Genomic DNA, 15,199 nt, shown 5'->3' on the forward strand with positions numbered 1-15,199 from the left:
CCTCCGGCAAACCCGGCGCGGTTCAATAACCTCGTGCAGGCGATGGGTGGCACCGGTATCTCCAAGAGCCAGGTCAGTCGGCTCTGCGAAGAGATCGATGAGCGGGTGGATGCCTTCCTGACCCGACCGATCGAGGGCGGCCGGTTGTGTCGGGTCAGTCGGCCCATCTTGGGCAAGGCGGCGTTTACTGGGACCCTCGGGCAGAGTCCTGCGGGCCCGGCGGGGTCCTCGGCGGTTGCGTCTTCCAGCGCGCCACGAACTGCTCGTAGCTTCGCTCGGCTTGCCGCGCCAGATCCGCTTCCCGCTCCCGCAGCTCCTTCACGTTGTAGGCGTAGGCCGGGCCGCGTCGGTTGCCCTTCTTCTGCGGCAGCCCGGCTCGGAGTTCCATGTCGCGGGTCTTCCTGGCCACCAGCGCCGGGCGCGCCCAGAGATAGTCCTGCTCCTTCGTGAGCAGATGCCAGCGCAGCACCGTCAGCTTGCGCGCCAGCGCGACCGCCGCGACCTGATGCCCGCGCCTCGCCCGGATGCGGACGAAGAAGGCATGCAGCGGCCCGGCGCCTTCGCCGCGGCCCACGCCGCCTCGACCAGCATGGCGCGCGCGTGGCTGCGCCCGACCTTGCTGATGCGGCCATGATGCGCCGCACCCAGCCCCGACTGACGATCCCGGGGATCGAGGCCAAAGCAGCTCACCAGCTTCTGTGGGGTCTTGAAGCGGCGTATGTCGCCGATCCGCCATGAGGCCGGTGGCGACCGTCACGTTGACGCCGGTGATGGTCAGCAACCGACGCACCTCCGCGCTGTCCAGCGTGCCCTGTGCGATGGCGCGATCGGAGCTCCTGCAGATCCTCGCCGAGCCGGTCGAGTTCACGGACATGCCGGTCGATGGCCGCCCGCTCGTCGTCCGGCAAAGGCTGGCGCGACAGCCAGTCCCGTCCGTGGCCATTGAACAGGTCGGCGTGCGGACACTTCGGGATCAGGTGGCTGTGAAGGATGGAATGCACCTCGTTCTTGATCCGGGTGGGATGGCGCACGACCTCACAGCGCCGCGCCACCAGCCGGAACGGAGCCCCGATCCTCTCATACCGGTTACCAATCCCATCGAACGGCTGAACAAGGAAGTGAAGCGGCGTGCCGACGTCCTGGGGATCTTCCCGAACGAGGCCTCCATCATGCGCCTGATCGGCGCGATTCTGATGGAGCAGACCAAGGAATGGACCGTCCAGCGCGGTCGCTATCTCACGCTGGAAACGCTCGCGCGGTCTGCGATGACCGCCAGCGTCACCCGCGGCCGCGCGCTGCGCTACGCCGGAGGCTCCGCGCGCGGCCTCCTACACCACTTAGCGTAATCGCCACGTCCCACCCGCGGTCGTCGCCGTTGCAGGATGGGTCTGTCGCTCCGGCACTTCGCCGGGGCTTGAGCAAGGAGGATGCGATGGGAGTGTTTGCGGCGTTGGACGTGTCCCAGGAAGAGACAGCGATCTGCGTGGTGGGGCAGGACGGGGTGCTCGTAGCCGAGACGAAGGTTCCGACCTGCCCGGATGCGATCACCGGCTGGCTGGCCGAACGCGCCAGCGGTCTCGAGCGGGTCGGCATGGAGACCGGGCCTCTGGCGGTCTGGCTCTGGAACGCCCTTACGGAAAGGCAGGTCCCGATCATCTGCATTGATGCGCGCCACGCCAATGGCGTGCTGAAGATGATGCCGAATAAGACCGACCGGCATGATGCCCGCGGGCTCGCGCAGATCGTCCGCACCGGGTGGTTCGAGGCCGCGCAGATCAAGAGCCACGATGCCTATGTCAACCGGGCGATGCTGACCGCGCGGGAGGCGCTGGTTGGCATGCGCGTCAGGCTGGAGAACGAGATCCGGGGGCTGCTGAAGACCTTCGGCATCATGTTCGGCAAGCGGGTCGGCGGGTTCAAGCGCCGCGCCGAGGAGATCATCCGGGACGAGCTGACCGTTGTCCCGGACCTCGTGCCGATCTTCGAGGCGCTCATGCAGGCCAGGCGGGACATCCTCGCCCGCATCGCCGCGCTCGATAGTCGGATCAGGGCGGTTGCCAGGCGTCATGCGACGGTCCGCCTGCTGATGACTGCGCCCGGCGTGGGACCGATCACGGCAATGGCGGTTGTCGCGGCCTTCGATGATGCCTCCCGCTTCCGCCGATCCTCCAGCGCGGGCGCTTATCTTGGGCTGACGCCCAGGCGCTACGAGTCCGGAGAGATCAGCCGGAACGGGCGGGTGTCCAAACGGGGAGATGCCTTCACGAGGAAGTGCCTGTTTGAAGCCGCGAACGCAATCTTCTGCCGGAACCTGGGTGGCCCACGCCTGCGGGATTGGGCCAAGGCGATTGCCGAGAGGACCGGGCCGCGCAAGGCAAAGGTGGCGCTGGCCCGGAAGCTGGCGGTGACGCTGCACGCCATGTGGCGCACCAACACGCCCTTCCGGGAGGCCGCGGTGGCATAAGGAAAACGAACGGAACGACGCTGACAGCCAGCGTAACGGAATGCGTCCAGCCGGGACGCGCGGCGAGGGTGAGATCGCTCCCGGGTATGCGGTACCGACCGCGCACACCACTTCGATCCACCCGACCCTGAACGCCAACATGTGGCTCCCGCGCGGTGACCACGGAGAGAACCTCAGAGCCCGGCACCCAGGATCAACGGCAGAGAGATCAGCGCCTGACCAAGGCGATTAGAGAACGAAGTGGGACGCCATCCATGTGTGTGCGCTTGAAAAGCAGGCGACAACTCCTTTGACGAAGATCGCAGGTCTCGGCGAAGAAAAATAGCGATTCCTGCAAAATCGCTCTGGACGCCTCCCAAACCCGTTGATATATGGCGCCCAGTTCCGGCGTAGCTCAGCGGTAGAGCAGTTGACTGTTAATCAATTGGTCGTAGGTTCGATCCCTACCGCCGGAGCCAAAAATCCTAAGGATTTCAGCTACTTACAGAGCCCCCTGACGGGGGCTTTTGTAGTTTCGCGGGCTGCGTAAGTTGGGCGTAAGAGCGCGCTAACGCCAGCGATAGTGCGTAAGTTCCCGACTCCGTTGAGCGATCAGCAAAGCGCCCCACACCGAGAGGTGCAGGGCGCGCGGCGTCAGGCCAGCAGGATTAGGGACCAGCCCCGCCGCTGCGGTCGTTGGATTAACGAGGGACGCACCGCCTTACCTCGTCGCGGCTGGCATCAACCGCGCACCTCTCGCGCCCTACTCGCTGAGAGGCTTTTCAAACCCGATTCCCTTGCATCGGTCACACATCCGCAGCGCCTTCACATCGGCACTGAAGAATGGGCGTGCGCACCGCATACAGCACCGCCAGCCGACATGCCGAACCACCACTGGCGGGCTACGGTCAATGTCCAGCACAGGTTCCCGCCGCGCGCCGCCGTCATACGGTAATCCTCCCGGTTTTAGCGGGATCCGGCCGTAGAATTCACGCGGCCATCTTCAGCTTCATGGTAGGTGTGACCCCGCCGATGCCCATGTTGGGGCGTTCATTGTTGTAGTTCCAGAGCCATTCGGTGGCGATCTGCTGCACTTCCTCGATGGTTTCAAAGATGTAGAGGTCCAGCCATTCATGCCGGACCGTCCGGTTGTAGCGCTCGACGTAAGCGTTCTGCTGCGGCTTGCCGGGCTGGATGTAGGTCAGGGCGATGCCCTGCTTCGAAGCCCAGGTCATCAGCGTGGAACTGACGTATTCCGGGCCGTTGTCCACCCTGATCGCCAAGGGCTTGCCGCGCCACTCGATGATCTGGTTCAGCGACCGGACGACCCGCTCGGCGGGCAGCGAGAAGTCGACCTCGATACCCAGACCTTCGCGGTTGAAGTCGTCCAGCACGTTCAACAGCCGGAACTGCCGCCCATCCGCCAGCCGATCGGCCATGAAATCCATCGACCAGACCAGGTTCGGCGCCTCGGGCACGGCCAGTTCCTCGGGCTTCTCCCGCTTCAGCCGTCGCCGCGGCTTGATGCGCAGGTTCAGTTCCAGTTCGCAGTAGATCCGATGGACCCGCTTGTGGTTCCAGACGTGCCCTTTGACGTTCCGCAGGTGCAGGAAACACAGCCCGAACCCCCAGGTCTTGTGGACATTGGTCAGCCCGACCAGCAGGTCTGCGATCATCTCGTTCTCTTCGTCGCGCTTCGGGCTGTAGCGGAAACAGGTCTCGCTGACGCCAAACGCCCGGCAGGCCAGCGCGATGCTCACACCCTTCGTCGCCACCGCCTTCTCGGCCAGCTCGCGGCGCTGAGCTGGCCGCGTCACTTTTTTCCAAGGGCCTCGCGAAGCAGGTCGGCCTGCATACTCAGGTCGGCGAACATGCGCTTCAGCCGCCGGTTCTCGTCCTCGAGGGCCTTCATCTGGCTCATCATGGACGCGTCCATGCCGCCATACTTCGCCCGCCACTTGTAGAACGTCGCAGTGCTGATCCCATGCTCGCGGCACAGTTCGGCCACGGCCAAACCGCCCTCCGCCTGACGCAGCACGCCCATGATCTGGGCTTCGGTGAAACGGCTCTTCTTCATCGGAATCTCCTCGTCCATCCTGCCGAGAAAATTCTACTTCCGCATCCCTCTAACCTTGGGGAGGATTACCGCATGAGCATCCGTGGGGTAAGGGGCGGTCACGCCTCAGGCGTGAGTTCTGCAACAACGCCCGTTGCACCTATGAATGACTGGCAAATAATCAAAAGAATGCGACACTCAGAACTGTGTGTGTGGTGATGGGTGCTTGCCCGGCATGAGGCTGGAGCAGCATCGCACGCTGTTCTCCCAAACTACCGGTCGTTTTGCGGCGGTTTCGGGCGCAGGTCGGGCGCTGACCGGTAGTTTTACAAATGCGCCGGTGGGGCGGAGACCATAGCCCGAAGTGAGCGGCAGGTTAGAGGCGACCGTTCCCAACCGTGTGCTCGGCCGATCAGAGCGACGCCGGAAGAGCCTCTCGCTCAGGTGCGGCCATATCCTGAAGCGCTTGGTTTCGGCGGGCGAGGGTTTCGTGTAATCATGCCGAGGTTCTGAACTCGGATGCCATCGAGCGCGGGCGCGCCGGAAAAGTTTCACCCGTCATGCAGGCTTCCAGTTTCGTGCCGGTGCGGCTTCAACAGGTGTTGCCTGCCTTGATCAGGACGTGTTTGTCTCGTTGCGTGTGAGACGGCGGAGGCAAGATGCCGAAGTTCAGTGTGAGAGGCAGCAGAGGTAACATCTATCAAATCACGGTGACGGGGGCCGGATCCGACCTTCGTATCCACTGCAAGTGTCCAGCCGGACGCATTGCGGGGAAGTTTTGCAAGCATGTGAGCGCACTGCTGAACGGCGACATCACGAACGTCATCGAGGGGGCTGATGACGTCCATCTGCTGAAGGAAATGCAGCAGGGAAGTCCCTTGTCGGCAAGGGCTCGCAGATATGAAGAGGCGGCGGGCGAAGACCTGCGCATAGCGGAGTTCTCGCATGTGATTTCCATCGACCTGTTCCTGGAGAATTTCTCGGCGCAGGTCGAAGAGGCCGGCTGGAAGATCGAACGCAGATTGCAGCCGGAGCGGTTACCTTACGTCCTTCCTCAAGAGCGGCTTGAGTTTTTCGGGAAGAAACGAGGTGGCGTCTGGAGAGCCACGCCCAGCCATATACTTCACTACGAACCATTCACAGCCGAAGTCAACCATGACGACCAGATGGCGTTCTTTGGCGGGCAGGAGACGATCGAGGTGCGGCTGGAGGACGTCAAGCCCAAGAAGACGCCATGGCGGTGATCGTGTCCCATCTTGTGGTGTAGCTGACCGCGGGCCTCGTGCTCGGAAGCGGGTCGAGCTGGTCAGTCGCGCTGCGCGGCAGGCAGGCTGACGGTGAGATCATCGCAGACCGGAGCGAGGGTTTCCAGCGTCAGGTATCGGCCGCGCTGGACGGTCCATTCCTCGGTCTGCTCCATCAGGATCGCGCCGACCAAGCGGCGGATGGATGCTTCGTTCGGAAAGATCCCGACCACGTCGGTGCGCCGCTTGATTTCGCCGTTGAGACGCTCGATCGGATTCGTGGAATGTAACTTGGCGCGGTGCTGGGCGGGAAAGGTCATGTAGGCCAGCACATCCTCCTCAGCCGTGTCCATGAGCGTGGCGAGCTTCGGCAGCTTGGGCCGCATCTGGTCGGCCACGAGCCGCCATTGCGCCTTGGCCGCCGCGTGGTCCGGCTGGGCGAAGGCGGTGGCGATGAAGGCGGAAACCACCCGTCGGCTGTTCTTGCCGGCATGCGCCAGGGCATTGCGCTGGAAATGGACCCGGCAGCGCTGCCAGCTGGTGGACAGCACCCGGGCCGTGGCAGCCTTGATGCCCTCGTGCGCGTCGCTGATCACCAGCTTCACGCCGGAGAGCCCGCGGCGCACGAGGTCGCGCAGGAACTCGGTCCAGAACGGCTCGGCTTCCGAGGCCCCAATGGCCATGCCCAGGACTTCGCGTCGCCCATCCGTGTTCACGCCGACGGCGATGGTGACGGCCACCGACACGATGCGCCCGCCCTGGCGGACCTTGAGGTAGGTGGCGTCGATCCACAGATAGGGCCATTCGCCCTCGATCGGCCGCGTGAGGAAGGCGTCGACCCGCTCGTCGATCTCTTCGCAGAGCCGGCTGACCTGGCTCCTGGAGATCCCGGTCCCGCCCATGGCCTGCACGAGATCATCCATCGCGCGGGTCGAGACGCCCTGGACATAGGCTTCCTGGATCACGGCCGTCAGCGCCTTCTCGACCGAGCGCCGCGGCTCGAGGAAGGAGGGGAAATAAGAGCCGGTGCGCAGGCGGGGGATGCGCAGTTCGACACTTCCGGCCCGGGTCTGCCAGTCCCGGTCGCGATAGCCGTTGCGCTGCGCCAGCCGCTCGCTGCTCTTCTCGCCGTAGTCGGCGCCAGTCCTGGCGCCCACCTCGAGCTCCATCAGCCGCTCGGCGGCGAAGCCGATCATCTCGCGCAGCAGGTCGGCATCAGCGCTCTTCTCCACCAGCGCACGGAGGTCCATCATGGGTTTGGTCATCGGGGGCATTCCTCGGTTCAAGGTTGGCTCAGCAACCCGACCCTACCGAAAAACCCGATGACCACCGCACCGCCGCCCGCCCGCTACGGCGCTTGATGTGAGCGCGCGAGCGGGCGGCGGCGCTACCGGCGAGCTACACCATTTGAAGGGACGTCACCATGGCGGTTCGAGGGCAAATGGCGAAGCAGCTTGCCGCGCTTGATCCCGCATATTCTAGAAACTCTCTGTCCGCAGAGGCTGGCAGGTTGAGTTGGAACAGCCTGGCTGGCGAACGGCGATGACGTTTCCTGTCCGCCGAAGGTCGTAGCCGCATCGCACACCGTTTGTTGGAGTGCCCGGCAAAGCTGGTTTTGCCTGCCGGGCACGAGGCGTTCCGTTTGTGTGCCTGGTTGGTCAGATCGACACCGGAAGAGCGTCTTCCGCAGGTTCTGCCAATTCCTGAAGCGCCTGGTTTCGGCGGGCGAGAGTCTCGTGCCACTCCTGCGCCTCCCGATCCTTGAAGAAGGCGGCGGACGGCGCCAGGCGAGCGACGGCTTCTTCGACCTCCTCGAGCTTCACGCGGAAGAACTCTTTCCGGAAGTTTGACATGTTGATCCTGCGGTCGGCGAACTCGCGATGAAGCGCTACTTCGAGGGCCGGCGCCTCGTCGCTGTAGATCATCGCATGGGTGTCGAACGAGAAGGGCACAGAGGCATCGCCTAGTTCTCGCACGCGGTCGTCCGGGTCCAGGCGGCGGGTGAGGCCGATCTTGACCACGTCCTCGCCGAAGGATCCGATGTTCGAGATGATGTAGACGTAGCCGGACTTCGTCATCTCGGCCATGGCGCGTGCGCGCTCGCTCGCGCTGTGCGCCTCGGCAAGAGAGGCTTCAAGTTCGGTGATGCGGCGACGCATCTCATCGGTCGCAGAGCCGGCCTCCGCCTCTCTGCGTGCCTTGTCGAGGAGTTCCTGGTATTTCCGTTCTGCGCGCTCTGCGGCCTCCGCCTCGGCCAGCAGTTTCTTCTCCTCACGCTCCATCCGTGCCAGTTCGGCGCGCTCTTCCTTCTCGGCCTTCAGGCGTTCGCGACATTCGTGTGTCAGCCGCAGCTCCTCGATCTTCAGCGCAACATAGGCGTCGCTGATCGAGAGGTTCATGGAGCTGTTCTCGCGGTTGATCGCGGTGGCCGCCGCCATGATCCGCTTCTCCATAGCCACCGCGTTGTTCCAGCGGGTGTTCGCTATGGCGGCCTCGCACTCGTTGTTGAATGCGCGCATCGTCAGGCGCATTTGCCGATTGACCATTGTCTGACCCTTCGACCGGCTTCCATCGACAGTCCAGCCCGTCGGGCAGATCGTGGCAGTTCCCTGCGTGATCATCGCCTTCTGACGCTCCCGCACCTCCTTGATGCGGGACTTGTAGGTCTCGCTGTCCCCAAAATCGAAGTGCGGCTCGTAGACACCCAACTCGGCGAACGCAAGACGTTCGTCGTAGATCGCCACCTGCTGCTCAAGTCTGTCAAAGACCTTGCGTTTCTCGGCGTAGCTGGCACGCAGATCTTCTACCCGCCGGTTCTCTTCGGCTGCGGCGGCTTTTAACTTCGTCACCTCCTCATCGATGGACAGAATAGGCGCAAACCGCCCGCGCATCTCGTCCACCACACCGGTCAGCCGCTCGCATTCGCGCGCCTTCTCGTTCTGTACTTCCACGATCCTGCTCGCGGCACGGCGCGCTTTCCGGGCGTATATCAGCCACAGGATAAGGAAGAGTGGTGTTGACAGGAACCAGACAAGGATCCCCAAGACTACTGGATCCGCGAGCGCGCTGGAGTCGTTCACAAGAATCTCCCATCAAAAAGTAACGCGGCGATCATATCACGGTCTTCACTGCCGCATCTGATTACAGCGGTCACAATGATTTCCACTCCTCAACGTCCCTCAGCACCGGCACGTTGCGCCAGAATTCGCTACAACAACGTTCGGCGTAAGCGATCCGGTCGGGGTATGGGTTACTGAGACGATCCCAGAGATAGCCAAACTCGCCGACAAGCGAGACGGTGGTCACGGCGAGCCTCAATAAGCCATCATACGTGGCAGGGTCCACGTCCACTCCAGCCTTTGCGAGTTTCTTGCGATCATCGCTTTCGATGACACGATGAGCAAAATATTCCGTGCGCAGAAGTCGGATATGATGGTGTTCCGGTGAGGCTTCCGCCACACCGTATTCTTCAAGAAGATTCGCATGGCGGCCGGCAAGAGTGGCCTCGTCAAACTCGATCCCAAGGGTCGCCAGCTGCTCACTGCGTCGTGCATTAAGGTCATCAAGCGCAGGGAGCTCGTCAAATGCCCGGCGAAGTGATACGGAGTTCCGTGCCTTGTCCCAGGCTCTCGCGCAATACAAAATCACGGCAGCCTTGACGGCACTTCGTGCGACCAATCCGGCATATCCGGAGTAAGATCCGTTGAGACGATCCGCGATCATCTCATTCTGGCCAATCGCCACCTTCATGAAGCCAATATGCCAAGCTGCCTCATCCGCCTCGTTGCGGAGTTCCGTGATCAGCGCATCAAACTCAACTTCATTCACTCTATACTTCCATCGCCTCGGGTACATAATCTGTGTATGAAGAGAATCCGTATGCCTGCCGCAGCCTTTTATCCAGCCCAACAGAGCGTGCTGTTGAAGCAGGCGTGTTCTCTATAGCAGCCGCTAGGGCGCGTCGGTCCCCCAATATGATGACTTGCTCCGTGGCTCTCGTGATGGCGGTGTAGATCAGGGTCCGGTCCAGCAGACGGGATGGGAAGACCGGAATGATGACGCGCCGCCACTGAGAGCCTTGGGCCTTATGGACCGAGATGGCATAGGCCAAGTCCAAGTTGTCCGCGTCGGCAGCATCGAGTTCGAACGGCTTGCCGTCGATCGTGACGTGCGCGATGCCGTCGATCACCGACTGGACTCGGCCCATCGACCCGTTCATGAGTTCCCGGTCCCAGTCGTTCCGGGTCCAGATGATCGGATCGCCCTCGGCAATGTCGCTGCGACCGGGGAAGAGGGTGCCATCGGTGGCCTGCCGTCGTAACGCATGGAAGTGACTATTGATGGCGTCGATACCGGCCGGGCCGGCCTTGACCGGTGCAATGATCTGGGTGTCGCCGGGGTCGGCACTCGATGAGCGCATATCCCGTCCGATCCCGCTGATGACGCCAATCGCGTCTTCGGGCGCGGTGGGGATGAAGGAGACGCCAGGGCGGATCCCCTCATAGGTTGCGAGGGCAGGGGGCTTCCCCAGCCGCACCGCCTCGGCGACAGAGGGGATGCCGCTCGCATCGGGCTGTCGGAGCACCCGATCCAGCACCACATGGGGTATGCGCTCGGTCTGACACAACACATGGAACGTCAAGCCGAAGCCAATGGGGGGCAACTGGGCCGGATCTCCCACCAGCATAAGGTTGGCGTCGCCCAGCACCTTCAGGATCCGCCAGAGCGTCGGCAGATCGAGCATCGACGCTTCGTCGACGATCACCATGGCACCAGGCGGCAGCGTTTCGGCGTCGGAGCGCGCCATGGATTGAAGAAAGCCGGCGATGGTCCGAGCAGGGCGGCTGGTCGCAACTGCCATGCGCTGCGCAGCGCGACCGGAGAGCGCCATCAGGTGCAGGGAGCGGCCGAAGGACTCCGCGAGGTCACAGATGCCGCGAAGAGACGTGGTCTTGCCCGAACCGGCATATCCGGCGAGCACCATCACTCGTTGGGAAAGCGCCGTCTGGATCGCCGTCTTCTGCCTCTCGGTAAGAGGATGGAGTTGACCGGCGTCGAAGACTTCGATGCGGGCTTCGACCAGCTTCGGGTCCGGCTTCGGCACCACCAGGTCGTGATAGGGTTCAGAGCGCAGGCAGTCGGTGATGGTGCGGGCGATGAACTCCTCCATCACGGCGGCTCCGAACGGCTGCAGGCCATCGCCCAGCCGGCAGGCGCCGCCGCTCTCCACCGCGGCGTCGATCGCCGACAGCGCGGGGTGTCCGGCGGGCGTCGCTGCGCTATTGAGGAGTTTCGCGACGCCCGCCTCGACGTCGCGCTCCGCCGCGAAGGTATCGTTCCGGTCCAGCGCGGCGTAGAGCACAGCTTCAACGGCCGCCACTGCGCGCCGCGGATCGTCCGGTGCGATGCCGAGGGCCGTCGCAATCTGTTCGACCCTTCGCCAGGGCAGGAAGGCGGTCAGGAGGTAGGGGTTCTCCCTAAGAGCCTCGACCCCTTCGCCACCCCAGCACCGGGCAACCCGGATTGCGGTCTGAACTCCCACGGCCTCGACCACCCCGTTCCGCTCTAGCCAGTCAAGAAGATCGGCCTCCTGTGCCTTTACGTCGAAGGCCGCGAAGGTCGTCTCGGCCAGATCGTGCCCCAGGATCTCGATGACACCGGGATCCCGACCAGCCAAGGCGTCGCGCAGATAGCGTCCGAAGCGATTGGCGAGCCGCGCCGCCAGTGCCGGGCCGATCCCGCGGAACTCGCTGTCCGCCGCGATGTAGTTCGCAAGTGCGCCGAAGGGTTTCGGCATCGGGACGGTGCTGGCCGATGGGCCGGGACGCTGTGGAGATCGGGTCACTCGCCGGGGTCCTCGAAGAGCGGTCCGGCGCCCGTTGGGCGGGAGCGACGCCCGGCGGCGATGAGGTGTTCCTCGATCAGGCACTGCTGCCGCAGGCGGGCGCGCAGGGCCGCGTTGCGTGCGGTCATCTCGCTGAGGCGCCGTTCGAGGAGGGCAACCCGGCGCTGCTCCTCGCGCAGCCGGGCCAGCGGGACCATGGCCTCAGGAGGATCGTTTACAGTGCTGTCGGTTCCGGCCTCCTCGATGCCGGTCAGTCCCTTGGCCTCCACCGCCGCCTCGATCATGGCACGGGCGTGTCGGTTCTTGTAGAGGATCTGGCGGTCGAAGCCGCATGCGGCGGCCACGGCCGACACGTTCAGCTTGCCGTTGCGCGCGGGCAGCGCCTCGACATGGGCAAGGTAGTGCTCGAGTCGCGCTTCGTACTCCCGGGCCATGTCGAGCGACGATTTCCGGGTCATGTCCGCCCTCCGCGCGTCCGCGGGGTCGTCGGGTTGCGATTGATCGGGGTGAGGGGCCGGTCGAGATCGCACTCCGGGATCTGCCGCACGCGGGCCCCATTGATGAGCCGAAGGTTGCGCTCGAGAAGCGTCCCGTTTTCGGCCTCCAGGCGGCGGATCTCGGCCTCGAGGCGGTCGATGTGAGCCTGAAGGGCGTCGATCTTCCGCGTCGTCGGGCGCGGCCCCAGGACGCGCTGGCGAGGGGCCTCCGACTTGGCAAGGCGGGCCCGTTTCAGATCCGGGATGCGGCGCAGAGCCTCCACGGCCCGCTCGATGCCAAATTCCTTCAGGACGAAGACCCGGACCTCCGGCCACGAGGGCACGTCCGGTCGGCCGATGATCCAGTCCGCGGTCATCGCGATCTCGGCCGCGCTCATGTGGCGCTTGGGGCTCAGGCTACTCATCGGAAGCATCCGATCGATCTGGGATCATTCCGGTCCGCGCCAGCGATTTCCCGGGCGCCACCGGGTCGAACTGCGGGGTCGGTCCCATCCTGGCCACCAGGACGGGCGAGCCATCGACCACGTCGGCGCTCTCTAGGATGGCGATGAGTTGCTCAAGCCGGGCGATTTTACGGTCGAAGGTCTCCATCCACCGCGGCGAGGCGCGGAGGCCGCCGGCGATCCGCTCCTGCGCCCGGGTGCGCAACTGACGCTCGCGCTCCAGTTCGCGTCGGATGTTCGCCAGCTTGACCTCCGCACCCTTGATGCAGACCAGATGAGTGCAGTTCAGGCACTCCCCGAACATCTGGCAGGGGTTCTGCCGCAGGGACTGCACGCACCAGCCGAAGGGCGTGGTGTGCGCGGTCTCCTTGATCTGGGCGATGTCGAAGGCGGTCTCGCTGTCGATCGGGATCGGCGCGAGGCTCTCGACGCCGCGCGCCTTGCGGATCCGTGCCAACAGTTCTTGGGCGGTCTCGTGGTCATAGGTGCTGTTCTGCCGCAGGCTCTTCCGCCCGGACCAGAGAGCGGTGTCCGCCGGAGGCACCGAAGCCTTGCCGGCGATCGTGTTGAGGTAGTGGCGGGGCTTGTGGGTATTCACGATCAGCGGCGAGCCGTCCGGCAAGCGGATGTCCATCTGCTCGAAGATCGAAGTCGAAGGCCTTCCCGGGGAGCCTTGAAGCGCCGTCATGATCTGGTGGTAGGTGATCGGCTCCACGCGATCGGAAACTGGGGTGACCCTTCCCACGACGAAGATGCTGAGCGGATGCGCGACCATCAGTGCCCGCTCGTAGCGGATGCCCGCGTCGCCGGGGAGGAACGGCCAACCCTTCGGCGTCTTCACGAACTTCGCCTCGCCTGCGGCCACGGCGCGCGCAAGGCGCCGAGCGGACTCGGTATGGAGCTTGATGCGCGCGAGCGCCTCCTGCACCACCGGTACCATGGCCTTCGGAATGAACTTGATCTGGGGCGCGCCGCCCTTCTTCGGCCACCAGCGCAGGCCCGCCTGGAAGCCGTCGCCGGGATCGAGCACCGCATCGCAATCTACTGGCAACTCGAGGACTTCCGCGATACGGGCCGGGGCGCAGCAGAGCAGGGCGAGCACGGCAGTCGTGACCTGCTGGCGCGGCGTCCGCGCGTTCACGAAGGCTTCGGTTACGGCCTCAAGCTCGTCCCGGGTGAAGTTACGGTCATCGTCATAGGCACTGAGCCGCGACTCCATGGCAAAGCGTCGCCTGCCAATCGACCATTCGAAGGGCACCCGAACCACGCCCGCGGCGTTCAGCGCCTGCGCCACCCATTCGAGCGCCTTCGCCCGCTGTTCGACACCGTAGGGATCGCCGCCTTGCGCGCGGATGCGGTCGACCGCGGCATCGAGCAGGGCAGGCGTGATATCGGCCGGTTCGGCTACCCCGTTTTCCTGCATGACCGCGGCCAGCACGCGCATCATCATAACCGGCTTGGTGTATTTCCCGATCTGGCGCTGTCGGCCGAACTCCTCCGCGATCTTGAAGGCGACATAGGCGCGCGCGAAGGCTCCGAATGCGCCATCAAGAGCGGGTTCCTTCGAACGGCCCTTCTCAAAGTTGACGAGGGGGGGCTGGCCAGCGCGCTCCGGCTTCGCGAGACCCGTCAGGTCCCACGCCGGAGCCTCCCAGACGATGGCGGAGGCCGCCATGAAGGGCAGGTACCTCGCGGCTGCCACGTAGTCGGCTAGGTTGTCGTCGCAGTCCTCACTGCGCGGGCGGAAGGTGATGATCTCAGCCATCGGCGGCTTCCCGTTGACGGATCGCCTCCAGCAGGTCCGTGATCGCCACGATCGTCGCGGTGCGGGTCTCGGCCACCTCGGAATGGCCCGCCTCGATGAATTCGCTCTGCCGGGCGAGAAGGTTCACCAGCAACGCCTCATGCGGCCCCTCGGCCCAGGCCCGGAACTTGCGGCAAGTGTAGCAGGCGACCGGAGCCACCCCGGCTTCGACCGCCCGACAGCCCCCGATCTCACAGGATCCGACCCCGGTCAAGTTCGTGTCGCGCAGCACTGCATCCGGATCCTGCTGCGCCTTCCGGTCCTTCGCCTCCCGCACGACCTTGCCAAGGAAACGGTCGGCGATCGGGATGAAGGCCTCCCCGACCAACCGCTCCATTCGCTGGAAGTGGTCGATCCCGGCGTCCACGTAAGCTTGGCAGCTTTCGGGGCTGGAATGGCCGGCGTTGGCGGCAATCTCCAGCGCGTTGCAGCCGTTCATCGCGAGACCGGTCAACACCGTGTGCCGTTCACGCTGCGCGTTCACGACCATCACGCGGCCCGTGAGCGGGCTTACCACAGCGAGGCGGGCGAAGATCTTCTCGAATGGCTTCTGGATTGCGTGTCGATCCTGATGCTGATCGAGTCCTGGCGTAGTCCGCAAGCTGTCGCTCCGCCTCTTAGGAAAAAGCTGAGCCATGTCCGGATCATGACCGTGCGCGACACGAGCTACAACGTTACACTTGACGTGCAGAAATAAAACGTCGGCCAAGCCTTGTGTGATTGGTTTCCAAGGCATGAACGCGCCGCGCTCCGGAATGCCACGCTGTTTCAGAAGCGGGATTCGGATCTCCACCACGTATCCGCTGCGCCGAAGGTCGCACACTTTCATGGCCGCAAGTTGTGCTGGCCTCATTCCAAGGCCGCGGA

General features: G+C 64.2%; 13 protein-coding genes, 1 tRNA gene and 2 pseudogenes. 5 read left to right on the forward strand and 11 right to left on the reverse strand.

Annotated elements, in window-relative coordinates; all coding sequences use genetic code 11:
* Positions 1 to 24: 24 nt before the first annotated feature.
* Positions 25 to 138, forward strand: a pseudogene (locus LV780_RS18815) (transposase); the annotation flags it as partial.
* Positions 139 to 184: 46 nt separating this feature from the next.
* Here LV780_RS18815 and LV780_RS18820 read toward each other — a convergent pair.
* Together LV780_RS18820 and LV780_RS22140 are read right to left on the reverse strand one after the other, a co-directional pair.
* Positions 185 to 574 (reverse strand): hypothetical protein, encoded by a 390-nt coding sequence (locus tag LV780_RS18820; RefSeq protein WP_205029389.1) that lies wholly within the window; start codon positions 572 to 574, stop codon positions 185 to 187.
* Complete coding sequence (locus LV780_RS22140) at positions 472 to 690, reverse strand: transposase (protein ID WP_407647921.1); 219 nt, start codon at positions 688 to 690, stop codon at positions 472 to 474. The genes LV780_RS18820 and LV780_RS22140 overlap by 103 nt, the downstream gene beginning before the upstream one ends.
* 398 nt (positions 691 to 1,088) lie before the next feature.
* Between LV780_RS22140 and LV780_RS18825 the strand changes: the two are divergent.
* From LV780_RS18825 to LV780_RS18835, 3 genes and pseudogenes are all read left to right on the forward strand, one after another.
* Positions 1,089 to 1,256: pseudogene (locus LV780_RS18825) on the forward strand (transposase); the annotation flags it as partial.
* A 176-nt stretch (positions 1,257 to 1,432) separates the two neighbouring features.
* Positions 1,433 to 2,464 carry an IS110 family RNA-guided transposase gene (locus LV780_RS18830; protein WP_108222813.1) on the forward strand — a complete coding sequence of 344 codons (1,032 nt, stop codon included), beginning with the start codon at positions 1,433 to 1,435 and terminating at the stop codon, positions 2,462 to 2,464.
* 383 nt (positions 2,465 to 2,847) lie between these two features.
* Positions 2,848 to 2,922 (forward strand) — tRNA-Asn (locus LV780_RS18835).
* A 510-nt stretch (positions 2,923 to 3,432) separates the two neighbouring features.
* On the opposite strand, the gene LV780_RS18840 is transcribed toward LV780_RS18835, so the two are convergent.
* A protein-coding gene (locus LV780_RS18840; protein ID WP_117345120.1) for an IS3 family transposase occupies positions 3,433 to 4,520 on the reverse strand; the annotation gives its coding sequence in 2 pieces (ribosomal slippage) (positions 3,433 to 4,259 and positions 4,259 to 4,520; 1,089 coding nt in all).
* A 638-nt stretch (positions 4,521 to 5,158) separates the two neighbouring features.
* Between LV780_RS18840 and LV780_RS18845 the strand changes: the two genes are divergently transcribed.
* On the forward strand, positions 5,159 to 5,743 hold the full coding sequence (locus LV780_RS18845) for a hypothetical protein (RefSeq protein ID WP_117345072.1): 585 nt from the start codon (positions 5,159 to 5,161) through the stop codon (positions 5,741 to 5,743).
* 62 nt (positions 5,744 to 5,805) lie between these two features.
* Here LV780_RS18845 and LV780_RS18850 read toward each other — a convergent pair whose 3' ends face one another.
* The 8 genes from LV780_RS18850 to LV780_RS18885 form a co-directional block, all read right to left on the reverse strand.
* Positions 5,806 to 7,008: an IS256 family transposase gene (locus tag LV780_RS18850; RefSeq protein WP_117345032.1), complete on the reverse strand. Its 1,203-nt coding sequence runs from the start codon at positions 7,006 to 7,008 to the stop codon at positions 5,806 to 5,808.
* 393 nt (positions 7,009 to 7,401) lie between these two features.
* Positions 7,402 to 8,823, reverse strand: coding sequence for a DUF4041 domain-containing protein (locus LV780_RS18855; protein WP_233864087.1), 1,422 nt, complete (start codon positions 8,821 to 8,823; stop codon positions 7,402 to 7,404).
* A 70-nt stretch (positions 8,824 to 8,893) separates the two neighbouring features.
* Complete coding sequence (locus LV780_RS18860) at positions 8,894 to 9,571, reverse strand: AbiU2 domain-containing protein (RefSeq protein ID WP_146172361.1); 678 nt, start codon at positions 9,569 to 9,571, stop codon at positions 8,894 to 8,896.
* A 1-nt stretch (position 9,572) separates the two neighbouring features.
* The gene (locus tag LV780_RS18865; protein ID WP_108222748.1) at positions 9,573 to 11,540 is read right to left on the reverse strand and encodes an AAA family ATPase; all 1,968 of its coding nucleotides are present in this window, start codon (positions 11,538 to 11,540) and stop codon (positions 9,573 to 9,575) included.
* Positions 11,541 to 11,584: 44 nt separating this feature from the next.
* A complete protein-coding gene (locus LV780_RS18870; RefSeq protein WP_108222747.1) occupies positions 11,585 to 12,046 on the reverse strand; it encodes a DUF6262 family protein in 462 nt (153 codons plus the stop codon).
* Positions 12,043 to 12,489, reverse strand: coding sequence for a hypothetical protein (locus LV780_RS18875; RefSeq protein WP_146172360.1), 447 nt, complete (start codon positions 12,487 to 12,489; stop codon positions 12,043 to 12,045). The genes LV780_RS18870 and LV780_RS18875 overlap by 4 nt, the downstream gene beginning before the upstream one ends.
* Complete coding sequence (locus LV780_RS18880) at positions 12,482 to 14,293, reverse strand: hypothetical protein (RefSeq protein WP_108222745.1); 1,812 nt, start codon at positions 14,291 to 14,293, stop codon at positions 12,482 to 12,484. Before LV780_RS18880 ends, LV780_RS18875 begins: the two co-directional genes overlap by 8 nt.
* On the reverse strand, positions 14,286 to 15,125 hold the full coding sequence (locus LV780_RS18885) for a site-specific integrase (protein ID WP_146172359.1): 840 nt from the start codon (positions 15,123 to 15,125) through the stop codon (positions 14,286 to 14,288). The genes LV780_RS18880 and LV780_RS18885 overlap by 8 nt, the downstream gene beginning before the upstream one ends.
* Positions 15,126 to 15,199 lie beyond the last annotated feature (74 nt).

It is taken from the genome of Cereibacter azotoformans, from assembly GCF_021391315.1.
Classification (GTDB): domain Bacteria; phylum Pseudomonadota; class Alphaproteobacteria; order Rhodobacterales; family Rhodobacteraceae; genus Cereibacter_A; species Cereibacter_A azotoformans.